General features: G+C 69.2%; 12 protein-coding genes and 2 pseudogenes. 7 read left to right on the forward strand and 7 right to left on the reverse strand.

Translation table 11 applies throughout. From position 1 onward, the window contains the following. Nucleotides 1–13: 13 nt before the first annotated feature. The gene (locus tag ACIQBL_RS31395) at nt 14–880 is read right to left on the reverse strand and encodes a winged helix-turn-helix transcriptional regulator (RefSeq protein WP_401947414.1); all 867 of its coding nucleotides are present in this window, start codon (nt 878–880) and stop codon (nt 14–16) included. Nucleotides 881–980: 100 nt separating this feature from the next. Between ACIQBL_RS31395 and eno the strand changes: the two genes are divergently transcribed. Then, nucleotides 981–2,264 (forward strand): phosphopyruvate hydratase, encoded by a 1,284-nt coding sequence (gene eno, locus ACIQBL_RS31400; RefSeq protein ID WP_401947417.1) that lies wholly within the window; start codon nt 981–983, stop codon nt 2,262–2,264. Between the two features lie 105 nt (nt 2,265–2,369). Here eno and ACIQBL_RS31405 read toward each other — a convergent pair. The 6 genes and pseudogenes from ACIQBL_RS31405 to ACIQBL_RS31430 all read right to left on the reverse strand — a co-directional run bounded on the left by ACIQBL_RS31405 (nt 2,370) and on the right by ACIQBL_RS31430 (nt 7,649). Further along, a pseudogene (locus tag ACIQBL_RS31405) lies at nt 2,370–3,301 on the reverse strand (NADP-dependent oxidoreductase). A gap of 13 nt (nt 3,302–3,314) precedes the next feature. Further along, nucleotides 3,315–3,764 carry a MarR family winged helix-turn-helix transcriptional regulator gene (locus ACIQBL_RS31410; RefSeq protein ID WP_401947420.1) on the reverse strand — a complete coding sequence of 150 codons (450 nt, stop codon included), beginning with the start codon at nt 3,762–3,764 and terminating at the stop codon, nt 3,315–3,317. Nucleotides 3,765–3,906: 142 nt separating this feature from the next. Next, a complete protein-coding gene (locus ACIQBL_RS31415; protein WP_401947423.1) occupies nt 3,907–5,688 on the reverse strand; it encodes an FAD-binding dehydrogenase in 1,782 nt (593 codons plus the stop codon). 194 nt (nt 5,689–5,882) lie between these two features. After that, a pseudogene (locus tag ACIQBL_RS31420) lies at nt 5,883–6,041 on the reverse strand (short-chain dehydrogenase); the annotation flags it as partial. A gap of 185 nt (nt 6,042–6,226) precedes the next feature. Further along, entirely contained in the window at nt 6,227–7,150 is a 924-nt protein-coding gene (locus ACIQBL_RS31425) for an expansin EXLX1 family cellulose-binding protein (protein WP_401947426.1), read from the reverse strand. A gap of 160 nt (nt 7,151–7,310) precedes the next feature. After that, nucleotides 7,311–7,649, reverse strand: coding sequence for a YbaY family lipoprotein (locus ACIQBL_RS31430; protein WP_401947429.1), 339 nt, complete (start codon nt 7,647–7,649; stop codon nt 7,311–7,313). A 100-nt stretch (nt 7,650–7,749) separates the two neighbouring features. Here ACIQBL_RS31430 and legP point away from each other — a divergent pair, with 100 nt between their 5' ends. The 6 genes from legP to ACIQBL_RS31460 all read left to right on the forward strand — a co-directional run bounded on the left by legP (nt 7,750) and on the right by ACIQBL_RS31460 (nt 17,636). Beyond that, complete coding sequence (legP, locus tag ACIQBL_RS31435) at nt 7,750–9,612, forward strand: Dot/Icm T4SS effector Zinc-dependent metalloprotease LegP (RefSeq protein WP_401947431.1); 1,863 nt, start codon at nt 7,750–7,752, stop codon at nt 9,610–9,612. Between the two features lie 742 nt (nt 9,613–10,354). After that, a complete protein-coding gene (locus ACIQBL_RS31440; RefSeq protein ID WP_401947433.1) occupies nt 10,355–11,362 on the forward strand; it encodes a LacI family DNA-binding transcriptional regulator in 1,008 nt (335 codons plus the stop codon). Nucleotides 11,363–11,619: 257 nt separating this feature from the next. Next, on the forward strand, nt 11,620–12,954 hold the full coding sequence (locus ACIQBL_RS31445; RefSeq protein ID WP_401947435.1) for an ABC transporter substrate-binding protein: 1,335 nt from the start codon (nt 11,620–11,622) through the stop codon (nt 12,952–12,954). Nucleotides 12,955–12,961: 7 nt separating this feature from the next. Further along, nucleotides 12,962–13,912: a carbohydrate ABC transporter permease gene (locus ACIQBL_RS31450; RefSeq protein ID WP_401947438.1), complete on the forward strand. Its 951-nt coding sequence runs from the start codon at nt 12,962–12,964 to the stop codon at nt 13,910–13,912. Nucleotides 13,913–13,923: 11 nt separating this feature from the next. Continuing rightward, entirely contained in the window at nt 13,924–14,811 is an 888-nt protein-coding gene (locus tag ACIQBL_RS31455; RefSeq protein ID WP_401947440.1) for a carbohydrate ABC transporter permease, read from the forward strand. A gap of 29 nt (nt 14,812–14,840) precedes the next feature. Next, entirely contained in the window at nt 14,841–17,636 is a 2,796-nt protein-coding gene (locus tag ACIQBL_RS31460; RefSeq protein ID WP_401947443.1) for an alpha-mannosidase, read from the forward strand. Nucleotides 17,637–17,646: the final 10 nt, after the last annotated feature.

Genomic DNA, 17,646 nt, shown 5'->3' on the forward strand with positions numbered 1-17,646 from the left:
GCCGATGGACACCTCACGCCGTACGCGCGCAGTCCCCGGCGAGGCGCAGGCTCTGCTCGACGGCGTGCGGGATGTCGTCGACCGGGAACAGGGCGTGTCGTACGGTCCGTTCGGCGCCGACGATCAGGATCAGGCGTTTGTGGCGCAGGCGGCCGGCACCTCGGAAGGTAGGCAGCCTTAGGGCCGCGCCCAGTTGGTGGTGGGCGTCGGAGAGGAGGGGGTACGGGATGTCCTCGGCGCGGGCGAACTCCGCTTGCTGGTGCGGGAGTTGCGTGCTGATTCCGCGTATGTCCACGCCCGCTCGCTGGAAGTCGGGCCAGGCGTCGCGGAAGAGCCGGTTCTCCAGGGTGCAGCCGGTGACTCCGGGGACCGGCTCGTCCCAGTCGATGCCCGTGCCGGGGTAGGTGAACAGCACGGTCGCGGCGGCGGTCGGGGACACGACGGGGAGGTCGGCGCCTTGCGTGCCGGGGAGTTCGAGGGCTTCGGGCAGGCGGGTGCCGACCAGGGCGTGCACGCGGGCGTGTTCGGCGCCGTCCTCGGCCGCGGTCGCGGTGAGGCTGCCGTCACCGAGTACCCAACGGTCGCCCCAGTCCTGCATCGCGACGAGGAGGGGCAGCAGTGCGCGCCCGGCGTCGGTGAGCACGTACTCGTAGCGCACCGGACGTCGCTGGTAGAGGCTGCGGCGCAGGACGCCCTGGGTGACGAGTCGGCCCAGGCGCTCGGTGAGGACGTTGCGGGACAGGCCGATCTCGGCGGCCAGCGCGTCGAAGCGGACCTTGCCGCGGGCGATCTCCCGTAGCACCAGAACGTTCCACCAGTCCCCCAGAACCACGGCGGCCCGGGCGATGCCGCAGGTCTCGTCGGCGTTGTGCATCCTCATGCGCCCATAGTAGGTTCTCTTTCAGGACTCACTTTGTTTCTGAGTGAAACTTACCGCCCGCCGATGTCCGAGACGCGGGCCCTGCGTGAGGAGCTGCACCGTGACCGCCATCAGCCGGGTCGTCGCACGGGAGATCATCGACAGCCGGGGCAATCCGACCGTCGAGGTGGACGTGGAACTGAAGGACGGCTCGCTCGGCCGGGCCGCCGTACCCTCGGGCGCCTCCACCGGCGCCCGGGAGGCGGTGGAACTGCGCGACGGCGACCCAAACCGCTTCCACGGCAAGGGAGTTCGGCGTGCCGTCGACGCCGTGAACGAGAGCATCGCGGACGCCGTGATCGGGCTCGACGCCGAGAACCAGGCGACCGTGGACCTGACCATGATCGAGCTGGACGGCACGGACACCAAGTCGCGGCTCGGCGCCAACGCCCTGCTGGGCGTCTCCCTGGCCACCGCCAAGGCCGCCGCGGCTGCCCACCGGCTGCCGCTGTACCGCTACATCGGCGGCGTCGACGCCCGGCTGCTGCCGGTGCCGATGATGAACATCGTCAACGGGGGCGCGCACGCCGACAACCCGCTCGACTTCCAGGAGTTCATGATCGCGCCGATCGGCGCGGCCACCTTCGCCGAGGCCGTCCGCATGGGCTCCGAGGTCTTCCACACCCTGCGCCGCGACCTCATCGCCGCCGGCCACAGCGCGAACGTCGGCGACGAGGGCGGCTTCGCCCCCGAACTGCGCACCTCGGACGAGGCCCTCGCCTTCGTCGTCAGCGCCATCGAGAAGACCGGCTACAAGCCCGGCACCGACATCACCCTCGTCCTGGACCCGGCCACGTCGGAGTTCTTCCGCGACGGGGTCTACGACTACACGGGCGAGGGCGTCCGCCGTACCCCCGCCGAACACGCCGACTACTTGGCGGAGTTGGTCGACCGCTACCCCATCGCGTCGATCGAGGACCCGATGGCCGAGGACGACCACGGCGGCTGGCGCGACCTGACCGCCCGGCTCGGCGGGCGCTGCCAGCTCACCGGTGACGACGTCTTCTGCACCAACGAGACGCTGCTGAGCGCCGGGATCAAGGACGGCATCGCCAACTCGATCCTGGTGAAGGTCAATCAGATCGGCACCCTCACCGAGACCCTGGCCACCGTCGCGACGGCCCACCGCGCCGGCTACACGGTCGTCATGTCCCACCGCTCCGGCGAGACCGAGGACACCACCATCGCCGACCTCGCCGTCGCCACCGGCTGCGGCCAGATCAAGACCGGGTCGCTGTCCCGCGCCGACCGCACCGCCAAGTACAACCAACTCATCCGCATCGAGGAGGACTTGGGCGACCAGGCGCGGTACGCGGGGCGCGACGCGCTGGGGCTGCGCCGCTGACACATCGAGTCACCTCAACGGCGGCCAGGTTGCGGGCTACGCCTCGATGCCGACACCGACGGTCAGGTTGCGGGCCGCGCCTCGATGACGACGAAGGCTCGGCCGTCAGGGAATGAGCACGATCTTTCCGCGGGTGTGCCGCTGTTCGAGTTCGGCGAACGCGTCACGGACGTCGTCGAGCGGGTAGCCGGCGGCGATGGGGATCTCGATGCGGCCGGAGGCGACGAGGTCGGCCATCTCGGTGAGGACCTCGCGGGTCGAGGCGCCGTCGCTGCCCGCGCTCCTCGTGCCGAGTTCCTGGGCCTTCTGGAACGAGATGATCGTCTCGATCCGGTCCCTGGGAATGCCCAGATCCGCGGCCAGTTGGACGTACTCGGGGCCGAAGAGGTCGATGAAGGCGTCGATCCCACCCGGTGCCCACGCGGTGAGCGCCTCGGCGAGATGGTCGCCGTACGGCACCGGGGTCGCGCCATGGGCGGTGAGCCAGTCGGCGTTGGCGGGCGAGGCTATACCGAGGACGTGCGCGCCCCGTACGGCGAGGAGTTGGACGACGACGGTGCCCACCCCGCCGGCCGCGGCGGAGACGGCGACGGTCTCGCCGGGCTTGGGGCGACCGCGTCGACGGCGGCCCACGCGGTGCAGCCGACGACGTAGAGAGCCCCGGCCACTTCCCAACTCAGGGCGTCCGGCTTGGAGATCAGCTGGGACGCCGGTACAACGACGTGGGTGGCGTGGCTGGAGCGCCCCCAGGAGAAGCCGAGGACCTCGTCGCCGACACCGAAGTCGGTGACACCCTCACCGAGGGCGGTGACGACGCCGGCGAGGTCGCTGCCCTGGCCGGACGGGAAGGTCGCGGGGAACCGCTCGTGCAGCGCGCCCGTGCGGATGGTCGCCTCTCCGGGGTTGATGCCGGCCGCCCGGACCTCCACGAGGACTTCCCCTGCGGCGGGTTGGGGCATCGGCACCTCGACGACGTGGAGGACGTCTCGGTCGCCGTACTGGTCGAAGCGCACTGCTCGTGCTGGTGCGGAGCTCATCTGGTCTCCTTCGTCACGGGTGTTGGCCCGGGTCCGGGGCCTGCGGGGTGGCGGCGCGGAGTACGGCGAGCGCGGCGGCGAGATTGCCGAGCGCCGGGTCCGGGAGTGGGCCGGCCAGACGGGTCGCGAGTTCGCTGTCGAACACGGGACCGGCCTCGTTCACCAAGTCCCGTCCGGCCGCCGTCAGTTCGACGATCGAGGAACGGCGGTCGGTGCGGTGGGGACGCCGGACGCAGAGGCCCAGCTTCTCCAGCCGGTCGACGGCCTGGCTCGCACCGCCGACGGTGATCGAGAGGGCGGCGGCGATGTCGTTCACCCGGCAGGAGCCGGCGCGTTCGACGACGAGCATCACGTTCAGACCGCCCAGGGTCACATCGCAGTCCCGTCGGAGCCGGGCGTCGATCCCGTTCCACAGGTCCGTCTCGAAGCGCACCAGGTCGTCGAACAGTTGCCGCAGGTCCACGGGCGGGGTCCTTCCCGCTGGGTGCATTAGCTCTAACTATATTAGCGCTAATGCATATCGCGGAAAGGGCCCCTGTCAGACGGGTGACTCGTCGGCAACTCGGAGTGGACGCAACCGAGTTGCCGACGAGCGGCCGTACCCCTCAGATCGCGGCAGCCGCCGCGCGGCCCGCCTGGCGGCCGGAGAAGAGGCAGCCGCCGAGGAAGGTGCCTTCCATCGAGCGGTAGCCGTGCACTCCTCCGCCGCCGAACCCGGACACCTCACCGGCCGCGTACAGACCGGGAATCGGCGTTCCGGAGGCGTCCAGGACGCGGCCGGAGAGGTCGGTCTGGAGGCCGCCGAGGGTCTTGCGGGTGAGGATGTTGAGCCGGACGGCGATCAGTGGTCCGGCGCCGGGGTCGAGGATCTTGTGGATCGCGGCGGTGCGGCTGAGTGAATCCCCGGGATAGGAAAGGGCGTTGCGGATGCCCATCACCTGGGCGTCCTTCGAGTACGCGTTGTCGATCTCGCGGTCCCGGGCCTCGATCTGCCGCTGGAGGTCGGCGAGTTGGATGACGCCGTCGCCGGTGAGCTTGTTCATCCCGCGGACCAGTTCGGAGAGGGTGGTGGCGGTGATGAAGTCGACGCCGTTCTTCCTGAACTTCTCGATCGGCTCCGGCGTCTGCCAGATGCGCGAGAGCAGCATCAGGATGTCCTTGTTGGTGAGGTCCGGGTTCTGTTCGGAACCGGAGAGCGCGAACTCCTTCGCGATGATCTTGCTCGTGGTGACGAACCACGAGTAGTCGTAGCCGCTGGCGGTGATCGAGCCCAGGGTGTGGAGCGTGTCGTAGCCCGGCATGTCGGGGGCGGAGAACCGCTTGCCCTTGGCGTCGAACCACATCGACGACGGTCCCGGGAGGATGCGGATGCCGTGGTTCGGCCAGATCGGGTCGTAGTTCCTGAGGCCCTCGGTGTAGTGCCACATCCGGTCGGGGTTGACGATACGGCCGCCCGCCGACGCGGTGATGCCCAGCATGCGGCCGTCCACGTAGGCCGGTACTCCGGTGATCATGGTCTTGGGCGGGGTGCCGAGCCGGGCCGGCCAGTTCTGCCGTACGAGATCGTGGTTGGCGCCTATGCCTCCCGAAGTGACGATCACCACCGGGGCGTTGAGCTGGAAGTCGCCCACCACGGTGCGGGAGGTCGCCTTGCCGCGCTGGGCGGTGCTGGGTTCGAGGACCGCGCCGCGCACGCCGGTCACCGCACCGCCGGTGCGTACGATCTCGTCGACGCGGTACCGGAACTTGAAGGTCACCTTGCCGCTCGCGACGCCGGCCCGCACCTGCTTCTCGAAGGGCTCGACCACGGCCGGTCCTGTGCCCCAGGTGACGTGGAAGCGCGGCACCGAGTTGCCGTGTCCGTCGGCCAGGCCGCCGCCGCGCTCGGCCCAGCCGACGATCGGGAACCAGCGGATGCCGAGGCCGTAGAGCCAGGACCGCTTCTCGTTGGCCGCGAAGTCCACATACGCCTCGGCCCACTTGTGGGCCCAGTAGTCCTGGCCGGTCGGGTCGTCGACGCCGCGGTCGAAGCCCGCCGTGCCCAACCAGTCCTGCCAGGCCAGCTCTTGGGAGTCCTTGATGCCCATGAGCCGCTGCTCGTCGGAGTCGATCAGGAACAGGCCGCCGAAGGACCAGAACGCCTGGCCGCCCAGGTTGGACTCGGGTTCCTGGTCCAGGAGCAGCACTTTCTTTCCTGCGGCGACGAGTTCGGCCGTCGCGACCAGTCCGGCGAGGCCGTGGCCGACGACGATGGCGTCGGCGTCCGAGGTGCCGGCCGCGAACGCCGGTACCGCGTGCGCCGCGAGGCCGGCGCCTGCGGCGACACCGCCGGCCACCGTCAGGGCTCTTCGTCTGCTGATCGCTGTGGGGGACGCCGAGTTCTCCATGGGGGTGCCTTCCGAATGAGGTACGGGAGGTGCGGGTGGTGTGACGGACGCGTGGAGCGTGCCCGCGACACCCCTGTTGTTACCGCCGGTAGCACCCAGGGAAACCAGGCTGTGTCAGGTGTGTTGCGGAGTCGGGTTCAGCACAGGTCGAGCGCACCCTGGCGGTCGATGAAACGGCCCGAACCGGCGCCGGGCCCTTGGACGTCGACGTCGAAGACACCGAGCGCGTCGGCGCCGGTCAGCTCGGAGGGGTCGCCGTGCGGGCCGTGCACACCGGCGTTGTTGATCAGAGCGTCGAGGACACCTTCGTGCGCGGCGGCGACGGAGGCGTCGTCGGTGACGTCGGTGAGGACCGCAAGACGGTCGACCATCCGGAGGTCGGACCCCGTGAACGTGGACTGCGATGTCCTCACGGACGGCGATTCCGACCTGAAGATCGTCATCTTGAGCGCGGCGCCGGGCAGTTCGGACGAGGACAGGTTGCGGCGGGTGCTGGCCAGCCACAGCGACAGCACTCCCGCGCCTGCCTTCTGACGGGTCAATGCTTGGCGAACTGGACCCGCGTGGCCTGTGTGACGTTCGGGCGCACCGCGAGTGGGGCGAGGGTGAGTTGTTCGCCGTAGATGTCGGTGAGTCTGATCGCGGCGCCGCAGCCGGTGCCGTCCTCGGAGAGGAAGTAGTTGTAGTCCGTGCGCGCCAGTTGACGCCAGCCGGTGCCCGCGCGGACCTCCAGGCGGGCCAGTGGATTGCGGTGGCCGATCGCCTGGATGCCGCACCAGTAGCGGGTGGAGCCGGTCTTGTAGCGGATGGAGATCGTGTCGGTGGTGGTGGGGCTCACCAGGTTCCAGGTGATCGGGATGCGGCCGGCCGAGGGGCTGGCGAGTTTGGCGAAGGCCTGGGCGCTGAGATCGATCTGGCCGGGTGCGCAGTCTCCCGGGCATTCGTTGGTGATGCGCACGGTGACGGTGGCGCCGCCTGCCGCGTGGACGCTCACGTACGCCCCGCACGCCTTGGACGACTCGTAGTCGGCGGTGTTCATCGCGCCGGTCAGGACGTCGCCGCTCGGGTCGTACATACAGGCGCCGCCGCCGTCCGCGTCGTAGAAGGTGGCGACTCCGCGGTAGGTGGCGCCGGGCCGGATGCGTCCCGCCAACGAACCGGTGCTGGACGCCTGTTGGCGGGTCCTCGTGGCCGACGGCGCGGTGGAGGCGGTGGTCGCGCGGGCGGACGGTGTCGCCGACGGCTTCTTCGACGCGGTGGCCGGCTTCGCGGAGGGAGTCGAAGTGCCGGTCGCGGACGGCGAGTTCGACGCGGAGCCGGTGGCGGAGGGCTCGGTCGCGGCGCGTCCCGCTTCGGACTTGACGTCCTCGGCGCTGCTCTTGTGGCCGGGCAGCACTACGACGACCAGCGACACGACGATGAGCACCGCGGCCGCCGACAGGAACAGCCACCGCTTCGACACCGGACCTCCTTGACGGCCGCCACCCGTTGCTCGGGGTGATGGGAGCAGCGATCGTGTCAGGCTCGGGGACACAGCGGCAAGCCCTTTCCAGGAAGGCGCAGTTGGGGACGGGGTTGCGTCCTCGGGCTGATGTGCTTCCTGATGCGTACCCGCCGCTCGGTCAGGCGGGCCTCAACTCCACCTCGGCGGTGTCCGGTTGCCCTTGGGTCAGGACGGGGTGGCTGCTGGTGGAGACGAGGTCCCCGGGGGCGATCGTCCCGGAGCCGTCCACATCAGCGTGGACGCGCACGGTGTAGCGCGCCCCGGGATCAGGTGACGGGACGGCGAGCCTGAGGCGTGTGGTGCCGGTCAGGTCGACATCGTGGGCGACGGTGCGGGAGACGACGCGGGACGGGGCGTCGACGGCGGTGACCTCCTCGATCCGTGCCCGCAACGTCACGGTCGCGTCGGGCAGCGGGGTGCCGGGCGCGAGGGAGACGGCGATTTCTACGTTGCGCATACGCTCACCCAGGCCTTGTCGGTCGGCATCTCCCCCACTACTTTCCGCAAAATAGCGCCCCGTGAGTGGGCGCGGAAAGTCGAAAACCAGGGGGAATCACGTGTCCGGAACAGAGTCCAGTGGTACGGGTGTGGGTCACGGTGAATTCCGGTCTTCCGGTGGGGTCAGGACCGCGCTGATCGACGGGATCAGTTTCTCGGCCAAGCCCGTCCAGTACGTGGAGATCGACGGTCTCGCCGTTTTCGAGGGAGACATCGTTCTCGGTACGGCCGCGGAAGTGGAACGGCGTACGTCGGAACTCAAGGCGGAGTCGGAGGGAAAGGTACCGGAGTCGGCGGTCATCATCACCGGAAGTCAATTCCGGTGGCCCAGCGGTCTGGTGCCGTACGAGATCGACGGCGCGCTGCCGGACCAGCAGCGGGTCACCGACGCGATCGCACACTGGCAGTCGCGTACACGAATCCGTTTCGTGTCGCGGACGGCCGCGAATTCGGGTCAGTTCCCCGACTATGTGCGGTTCGTGTCGGGCGGTGGATGTTCCTCGTTCGTCGGGCGCCAGGGCGGCCGTCAGGACCTCACCCTCGGCAGCGGCTGTACGGCCGGCAACTGCATCCATGAGATCGGGCACGCGGTCGGGCTCTGGCACGAGCAGAGCCGCGAGGACCGCGACAAGTTCGTGTCGATCGTCTGGGCCAACATCCAGACCGGCTTCGAGCACAACTTCGACCAGCACATCTCGGACGGCGACGACATCGGCCCGTACGACTACGGGTCGATCATGCACTACCCGCGTGACGCCTTCTCGAAGAACGGTCAGGCCACCATCGTGCCCACCGTGCAGGGCGCGGCGATCGGCCAGCGCACGGGCCTGAGCACGGACGACATCGCCGCCGTGCACGCGATGTACGGCCCGTCGCCGGCCTCGGGACCCGTGGTGTCGTGGGAGTCCGACCGGCTGGACGTCTTCGGGATCGGGACCGATTCGGCGCTGTTCCACAAGTGGTGGGACGGAAACGCCTGGGGTCCGGGTGTCAAGGACTGGGAGTCCCTCGGCGGGATCTGCAGGAGCCGTCCGACGTCGCTGGCCTGGGCGCACGACCGGCTCGACGTCTTCACGATCGGCACGGACTCGGCGCTGTTCCACAAGTGGTGGGACGGCAGCAACTGGGGCCCCAGCGTGAAGGGGTGGGAATCCCTCGGCGGAATCTGCACCAGTCCGCCCGAGGCCGTGTCGTGGGGACCCGACCGGCTCGACCTGTTCGTGATCGGCACGGATTCCGCGCTGTTCCACAAATGGTGGGACGGCAGCAACTGGGGTCCGAGCGTGACGGGCTGGGAATCCCTGGGCGGAATCTGCATGGGCGACCCGGTGGCCGTTTCCTGGGGTGCGAACCGGCTGGATCTTTTCGTGGTCGGTACGGACTCCGCGCTCTACCACAAGTGGTGGGACGGAAACGCGTGGGGCCCGAGCCTCAAGGGCTGGGAATCGCTGGGCGGAATCTGCATGGGTAAGCCTGCGGCGGTTTCGTGGGGGCAGAACCGGCTGGATCTCTTCGTCGTCGGTACGGACTCCGCCCTGTACCACAAATGGTGGGACAGTAACGCCTGGGGCCCGAGCCTCACCGGCTGGGAATCCCTCGGCGGAACCTGCATGGGGACACCCGCCGCCGTTTCCTGGGGCGTCGACCGGCTCGACCTGTTCGTGGTCGGCACGGATTCCGCGCTCTACCACAAGTGGTGGGACGGAAATGCCTGGGGTCCCGGCATCAAGAGCTGGGAATCGCTCGGCGGAATCTGCACCAGCCCGCCCTCCGCCGTTTCCTGGGAACCCAACCGCCTCGATCTCTTCCTCACCGGCACGGATTCCGCGCTCTACCACAAGTGGTGGGACGGGAACGCCTGGGGACCGGGCATCAAGGACTGGGAATCGCTCGGCGGAATCGTCACCCGGTTCACCGACTGAGAGGGGCACTCAACTGCCGGGTACGGTAAGGGATCCGAGCCCGAACCGAGCCTGAGCCAACTGCGCCGTCGGCCGCGTCAGCGACATCGGCATCGGCATCGGCCGACGGCGCCTTGGGATGAAGCTCGGGCACTGCCAGTCGATGCCATCTGCCCGGCTCCCATGCCCACCTCGCCCAACTCGCCGTCGCCATGGCCGGACCGGTCGTCGGGACGCATGGCGGCGCAGCGGCACTCGCCGAGCTGGACCGTCGTCTTAGCGCGGACGATCCGGACGCGACCGCCTCGATCGGTGCGGCCGGGCACGCGCTCGGTGCGGCCGTCCTCGGCGTCTCCGGTGTCACCGACGCCGATGCCGACGCCGACGAGATCAACCTCGACGGATACCCCGCCACCTGGGCCGCATGGCTCATGCCGGGCTTCGACGCACGGCTGGCCAGACCCCGTGCCCTGACACCCGACACGCAACCGGTCGCTCATCACCCTCGGCGTCCTCGGCCGCGAGACGATCCTGCCCGGCGCGTTCCAGACCTGCCGCGCACTCCTCGCTCGACGACCCCACCAGTGTTCCGGCGCTCCCCCGGGCGCCGGTCGCCACACCTTTGCCGTAGCGGAACGCTCTGGGCCCCTGCGGCCCGCCTACGTGCCGGAATCCCGAGTCGAGGCTTCGTGTGCCCGGCTCGCTACAGGCATACTCGGGCTCTGCGCGCGCACCGGCGTTCGCGAGAAGCGGGAGGTGGGCGATGGTGCTGCCGTCGGCAGCGGGGACCGAGCCCCGGAAAATCACGATCAACGACGTCGCCAAGTCGGCCGGGGTGTCCCGGCAGACCGTGTCGCGGGCGCTCAACGACAAGGGCGAGATCGACGGCGAGACGAAGCAGCGGGTGCTCGACGCGGCGCGTGCGCTCGGGTACCGGCCGAGCCGGTTCGCCCGTGGTCTGGTCCGGCAGGACACCATGACGATCGGGCTGGTCATCCCCGATCTGCTCAACCCGTTCTTCACCGAGGTGGCCGCCGCCGCGCTGGAGGCGGCCAGGACCCGGGGCTGGCAGGTCGTCGTGTACGACACCGGGGACAGGGCGGAGGAGGAACTCGGCACACTCCAGGTGATCAGTTCCCAAGTGGACGCGGTCATCGGCTACTTCAGCTGCCCCGAGGGCGAACTGGAGAAGTTCACCCGCGGCATGCCGGTGGTGCTCATCGGCCGGGAGCAGCGGACGCGGTTCAGCGCGATCCGGATCGACGGCGCGGCGGGGGTCCACGCCGCGGTCGCGCACCTGGTCGCGCGGGGGCACACGCGGATCGGCATGCTCGACCACCACACCCGCGCCGAACCGAGCGTCCGGCACGAGTGGTTCACGACGGCCGCGGCGGCACTCGGGATCGACGCCGGCATCGTGGTCGGCGCGGACCAGACTGCCGACGGCGGCGGAGCGGCGCTCAGGGCCCTGCTCGGCGACCACCCCGAGGTCACCGCGGTCTTCACGTTCAACGACATCATCGCGATCGGCGCGCTGCGTGAAGCACGCCGGCTGGGCCGGAACGTCCCGCGGGATCTGGCGGTCATCGGCTTCGACGGCCTCCAGCTCGGGGCACTCGTCGAACCCCCGCTCACCAGCGTCGCCCTGGACACGCGACAGCTCGGCGCACTCGCCATCGAGCAGGTCGCGCGCCTGCTGTCGGGAGGGGAAGCGCTTGCGGCCGACGAGCTGGTCGTACGGGCCGAACTGCGCCTGAGCGGCTCCGCCTGACCTCACGCGTGCGCGGCCGGTCCGAATGTCTTGACACTCCCCCGCGCCGAAGCGCAAACTTCCGAACATTCGCAGCACCCTTCGACAGGTCTATCCGCAGGCAGTTCCGTGAGCGCTCACGGGAGCGCTCACGGGACGCTCTTGGACCCCGCGACGAATGGTGTGCCCACGTCCCTTCCACCCAGAAGGCATCCCGCCCGAGGGATCAGCATCGAGCCGCCTAGCACCGCCGCTAGTCGTTGTCCGGAACGGAAACCATGAGCAGCACAGTCACGCGCATCCGCCTCGGCGCCGTCGCCGCGGCCGCCAGTGTCGCCGTACTCGCCGGATGCTCGTCATCCACGCCGTCGGCGAAGACGTCCACCGCCTCCTGCGCGCCCGCGAAGGGCAAGGTCACCCTCCAGTACTGGAACACGGTTCCGGGCATGGACAAGGTCGTGGCCCTGTGGAACAAGAAGAGCCCGGCCATCCAGGTCGAGACGAAGAACATCTCCAACGACCAGTACGGCACCCTCGGCAACGCCCTCAAGGCGGGCAAGGCGCCCGACCTGGCCCAGGTCGGCTACGACGAACTCCCCAACCTGCGCACCCAGAGCGCCTTCGTGGACGCCTCCGCCTGCTCGGCCGCCACCGCCGCCAAGTCGAAGTTCGTGCCGTGGACCTGGTCGCAGACCAGCTTCGGCGGCACCGGCGTGTTCGCCCTGCCGCAGGACACCGGCCCGATGGCCCTCTACGTACGCAGCGACATCTTCAAGAAGTACGGCATCGCGATCCCCACGACCTGGGACGAGTACGCGACCGCCGCCGCCAAGCTGCACAAGGCGGACTCCCAGCTCGACATCACGTTCTTCGACCCGAACAACGCCGAGTGGTTCAACGGGCTCCTGTGGCAGAAGAACGCCCAGATGTACAGCTACTCGGGTGACAAGTGGCAGGTCACGGTCGCTTCGGACCAGAGCAGGCAGGTCGCCGACTACTGGCAGAAGCTGATCTCCGGCAAGCTCGTGCGCACCGACCTCGCCCACGGTTCGACGCAGATGTACGCCGCGTACCAGCAGAACCAGATCGCCAGCTACATCGGCGCCGCCTGGGGCTACAGCATGTTCCGCGACAACCTGCCCCAGCAGGCCGGGAAGTGGACGATCGTCCCGATGCCGACGTGGGGTTCGAACGGCGCGTCCGGTGACTGGGGCGGTTCGACCGTCGCGTTCATGAAGGGCGGCAAGCACCTCTACGAGTCGGTGAAGTTCAACACCTGGCTCAACACCGACCCCGAAGCCCTCGCGCTGGAGAACCAGTTGGGCGGCCTCTACCCGGCGGCCACCGCCGGGCTCCAACTCCCCGCTCTTTCCAAGGGAGTTCCGTACTACAACAACGAGAAGATCTTCGACGTCTTCGCCGGCTCGTCCAAGAAGATCAACACCAGCTTCGCCTGGGGCCCCACCCAGAAGACGGTGAACCTCGCGCTCCAGGACGCGATGGCCAAGGCGGCGGCCGGTGACGGCACACTCGGCGACGCACTGTCGGCGGCCCAGGCGTCCGCGCTGAAGTCGATGAAGGACCAGGCGATCCCGGCCGCGGCGGGCAAGTGACCGCGCGATGACCGACATCGCAACCCGCGCGACGCGCGTGGTGGCGGCACCCGGGGGCCGCCGTCGTCGTCTCAACGGCGGCGGCCCCCGGGCCGGCACCATCGTCGCGTTCGTGGTCCCGTTCTTCCTCCCGTTCTTGCTGTTCTACCTGGTGCCGGTCGGCTACGCGCTGTGGCAGAGCCTCCGCGTCGTCCGCCGCACCGGCGGGCAGTACGGCACCTCGTACACGGCCTTCGGCGGCTTCGAGCAGTACGGAAAGGTCTTCCAGAACGACGAGTTCTGGTCCAGCGTCGGCCGCATCGGCCTGTTCGGCATCGTGCAGGTGCCGGTCATGCTGTTCGTCGCTCTCGTCATCGCACTGCTCCTCGACACTCCCCTGCTGCGGCTCACGTCGTTCTTCCGCATCACCGCGTTCATGCCGTACGCCGTACCCGGTGTCATCGCCGCGATCATGTGGTCGTACCTCTACTCACCCCAACTCAGCCCCGTCGTCGACCTGTTGAACGGCATCGGCCTCCACCCCGACTTCCTCGGCCCCGGTGCCGTGCTGTGGTCGGCGGCGAACATCTCCACGTGGCTGTGGACCGGCTACAACATGCTCATCATGTTCTCGGCGCTCCAGTCGATCCCGCAGGAGCTGTACGAGGCCGCCAAGCTGGACGGCGCCAGCAACTGGGCCATCGCGTGGCAGATCAAGGTCCCGATCATCGCCCCGTCGATTGTCCTCACCACGGTGTTCTCGATCATCGGCACGCTCCAGCTCTACGCCGAACCGGCCGTGCTGCGGCAGATCTCCTCGAACATCTCCAGCACGTTCACGCCGAACATGCTCGCCTACGCGGTGGCCTCCGGGAACAACTACCAGCAGGCCGCGGCGATCTCCGTGGTCATCGCCGTCATCACCTTCGTCCTGAGCTTCGGGTTCATGCGACTGACGTCGAAGAGGGCCGGCCTGTGAGCAACCGATCCATGAGCGCCCGGTCCATCAACAGCCGTTCCGTGCACGACCGTTCCGTGCACCGCGAAAGCCAGGTAAGCCGTACGGCCGCCATGGCCCTGATGCTTCTCCTGGCGGTCTACTTCCTGCTGCCGATCTACTTCCTGATCGTCGCGGCCACCAAGCCGCAGGGAGACCTCGCCGCCACCAACGGGCTGACGTTCTCGCACTTCAACCTGTTCGAGAACCTGCGCGTCCTGTTCACCCGCAGCGACGGCGTCTTCGGCCGGTGGGCCCTCAACACCGTGGTCTACGCGGCGCTCGGCGCGGCCGTCGGCACGCTGATCTCCGCGCTGTGCGGCTACGCGCTCGCCAAATTCCGTTTCCGGGGGCGGGAGTTCCTGTTCTCCGTCATCCTCGGCGGCGTCCTCGTCCCGACCACCGCGCTCGCGCTCCCGCTGTTCCTGCTCTTCTCGGCGACGGGCATCGTCAACACGTACTTCGCGGTGTTCCTGCCCAGCATCGTCAGCCCGTTCGGCGTCTATCTCGCGCGGATCTTCGCCAACGCGGCTGTCCCGCAAGAGCTGTTGGAGTCGGCACGGCTGGACGGCGCGGGCGAGTTCCGCACGTTCTTCTCGGTGGCGTTCAAGCTGATGACGCCGTCGCTGGTGACGATCTTCCTGTTCCAGTTCGTGGCCATCTGGAACAACTTCTTCCTGCCGATGGTGATGCTCCAGAAGGAGTCCCTCTTCCCGATCACGCTCGGCCTCTACGAGTGGAACGGCCAGACCGCCCGCGCCCCGCTCCTCCAGGAGTCCGTGATCACCGGCTCACTGGTGTCGATCGTGCCCGTGATCATCGTGTTCATCCTGCTCCAGCGGTTCTGGCGCACCGGACTCGCCGCCGGTTCCCTCAAGTGACCGCCCCCGCACAGAAGGTGCCGCGCATTATGCCCAACTCCGCTGTCTTCGTGCCCCATTTCCACTGGGACCGGGAGTGGTACGAGCCCTTCCAGGTGTTCCGGCACCGGCTCGTCGCCGCCCTGGACACCGTGCTGGAGACGGCCGAGTCGGACCCGGACTTCCGGTTCACCGTCGACGGCCAAATGGCCGCGATCGAGGACTACTTGGAGATGCGTCCGGAGAACCGCGAGCGCGTCGCGGCCCTGGTCGAGGAGGGCCGTCTCGCCGTCGGACCGTGGCTGATCCTGCTCGACGAGTTCCTCTGCTCGGGCGAGACCATCGTCCGCAATCTGCGGATGGGTTGGGCGGCAGCGGCTGAGCTGGGCGGCGCGATGCCGGTCGGCTATCTGCCGGACATGTTCGGCCACATCGCGCAGATGCCGCAGATCCTCGCGCGCGCCGGCATCGAACACGCGGCACTGTGGCGCGGAGTGCCCGGCTCCGTCGACGGCCACGCCTTCAACTGGCGTGCGCCGGACGGCTCCCAGGTCCGCACCGAGTTCCTCTTCGACGGCTACGACAACGGCCTCGACGTCCTGTTGGTACCGGACCGGATCGGCCGCGCCCTCGGCGACTACGCGGAGATGACGGCCGAGCGGTGGGGCGGCGATCCGGTACTGGCGATGGCAGGCACCGACCACAGCGCGCCCGATCCGCTGCTCGCGTCCTGGCTGCGACGCGCATCCAACAAAGGCAGCGCCTCCGGCGAAGGCAGCACCTCCGGCGAGGGGTGGGCCTCCGGCGAAGGCAGCACCTCCGGCGACGGGCGGGCCCTCACCATCGCCACCCTCGACGAGTACCTCCGCAAGCACATCCGCGACGAGGTGTCCGCGGTCGTCACCGGTGAGCTGCGCAGCCATGTACGCGGCAACATCCTCCCGGGCGTGCTCTCCGTGCGGCTCGGGCTCAAGCAGCGGATGGCCCTCGCCGAGCGCACGATCGACCACGCCGAACGCATGAACGCCCTGTGGTCCCGGCGCGACGACTCACCGTTCCTCGACCTCGCCTGGCACAAGATCATCGAGTCGACCGCGCACGACTCTGTCGTCGGCTCCGGCACCGACGAGACCTGCGACCAGGTGGCCGCCCGCCTCGCCGAAACCGCACAGACAGCGCGTGCCGTACGGGACGCGGCGCTCGCCGAGCCCGCCGCCCGAGTGCCGAGCGACGGCTACCTGGTCGCCAACCCGCTCCCCTTCGACCGCACCGCGCTGGTCGAGGTCGACGTCGTAGCCCCGCCGGAGGGAACCGCACTTCTCGCGACCGCGGCCGACGGCTCAACCGCTCCCGTGCAGCTGATCTCCCAATCCCCGACCGTCCTCAGCGACGAGCGCATGGACGCCTCGCAGCTCGAACGCGTCCTGCGTCGCATCCATCGCCGCGAACTGTTCGGCCGCCAGCTCGACCACTACCGACTCACCCCGGGTGACCTCGTCTTCCACCTCGCCGAGGTACCGACCACCGGCCCCTTCGACCTGCTGATGCTGCGCCGCGAGGTCGCCGCAGCAGCAGCCACGTATCCGGGCGAGTGGCGCGTACTGACGCTGGCGGAAGCCCGCGCCGCCGCGCTCGTACCCGTGCACGTTCCCGCCTCCGGGCTGGCAGGCTTCCGGGTCGAGCCCGGCAGGACCGCCGCCTCGACCTCGTACTCATCCGCTACGGCCACCGACCGCACCGTCTCCAACGGCCTGGTCGAGGTCACCGTCGCCGCCGACGGCACCCTGGACCTGACCGGCCCCGACGGCACGGTGCTGCACGGCGTCGGCCGGCTCGTCGACGGCGGTGACCGGGGCGACAGCTACAACTACGCTCCCCCGGCGCGGGACTTGCTCGTGTCGGAGCCCACGGAGGTCACCGTCGAGCTCCTCGAAACCGGCCCGCTGCGTTCACGGCTGCGGGTGACCCGTGTCTACGAGTGGCCCGCCGCCCTCTCCGCCGATCGTGATGTGCGCGGCGACCGGACCGTGCCGACACCGGTGGACACGCTCGTGGAAGTGCGCGCGGGCGAGCCCTTCGTGCGGGTCTCCACGTCCTTCCTCAACCAGTCCGCCGATCACCGGCTGCGCTTCCACGTGCCGCTGCCCGAGCCGGTGACCACCTCCGCGTCGGCCGGTCAATTCGCCGTCACCGAGCGCGGGTTGACCGCTGAGGGCGGCTGGGGCGAGTACCCGCTGCCGACCTTCCCTGCCGGTTCGTTCGTGTCGGCCGGTGCCGCCCATGTCCTGCTCGACCACTCCGGTGAGTACGAACTCGTCGGCGACGGCGCCGAACTCGCGCTCACGCTGCTGCGCGCGATCGGCTCGATCAGCGTCAACATCCACCCCCTGCGTGACGAACCGGCGGCGAGCGAGATCCCCGTACCCGGTGCGCAGGACCTCGGCACGCGTATCGAGAACCGGTTCGCGGTCGTCCCCTCGGCGACCGGTTGGCAGGGGGCGAACGCGGTCGCTCTCGCCGAGGAGTTCCGCAACGACGTACTGGTCACTCGTGGAACCGCGCCCGCAGATCACCAACTCCCGCCCGATGCGGCCGGGTTGCGGGTCGACGGCGAGGACGTCCTCGTCTCGGCCGTCCGCCGTGTCACCGACGACGAACACGGACCCGGCACCGAGGTCCGGCTGACCGCGATGCGCGACACCGCGTCGACCGTCCGCGTGACGGGAGCGTTCACCGAGTCCGTCACCGTCGATCTGCTGGGCCGGCCGATCTCCCGCACCCGGGTCCAGGACGAGCTCGACCTCGACCTCGGTCCCTGGGAGATCCGCACAGTCGTGCTCCGGTAGGCCGCCATGA

It is taken from the genome of Streptomyces sp. NPDC088350, assembly GCF_044753545.1.
In the GTDB taxonomy this organism is placed as follows: Bacteria; Actinomycetota; Actinomycetes; order Streptomycetales; family Streptomycetaceae; genus Streptomyces.

Coding starts and splice junctions, on each gene's coding strand:
- ACIQBL_RS31460 (WP_401947443.1), top strand. CDS start 14,841: ATGCCCAACTCCGCTGTCTTCGTGCCCCATTTCCACTGGGACCGGGAG.
- ACIQBL_RS31445 (WP_401947435.1), top strand. CDS start 11,620: ATGAGCAGCACAGTCACGCGCATCCGCCTCGGCGCCGTCGCCGCGGCC.
- ACIQBL_RS31430 (WP_401947429.1), bottom strand. CDS start 7,649: ATGCGCAACGTAGAAATCGCCGTCTCCCTCGCGCCCGGCACCCCGCTG.
- ACIQBL_RS31395 (WP_401947414.1), bottom strand. CDS start 880: ATGAGGATGCACAACGCCGACGAGACCTGCGGCATCGCCCGGGCCGCC.
- ACIQBL_RS31440 (WP_401947433.1), top strand. CDS start 10,355: ATGGTGCTGCCGTCGGCAGCGGGGACCGAGCCCCGGAAAATCACGATC.
- ACIQBL_RS31455 (WP_401947440.1), top strand. CDS start 13,924: ATGAGCGCCCGGTCCATCAACAGCCGTTCCGTGCACGACCGTTCCGTG.
- ACIQBL_RS31450 (WP_401947438.1), top strand. CDS start 12,962: ATGACCGACATCGCAACCCGCGCGACGCGCGTGGTGGCGGCACCCGGG.
- ACIQBL_RS31415 (WP_401947423.1), bottom strand. CDS start 5,688: ATGGAGAACTCGGCGTCCCCCACAGCGATCAGCAGACGAAGAGCCCTG.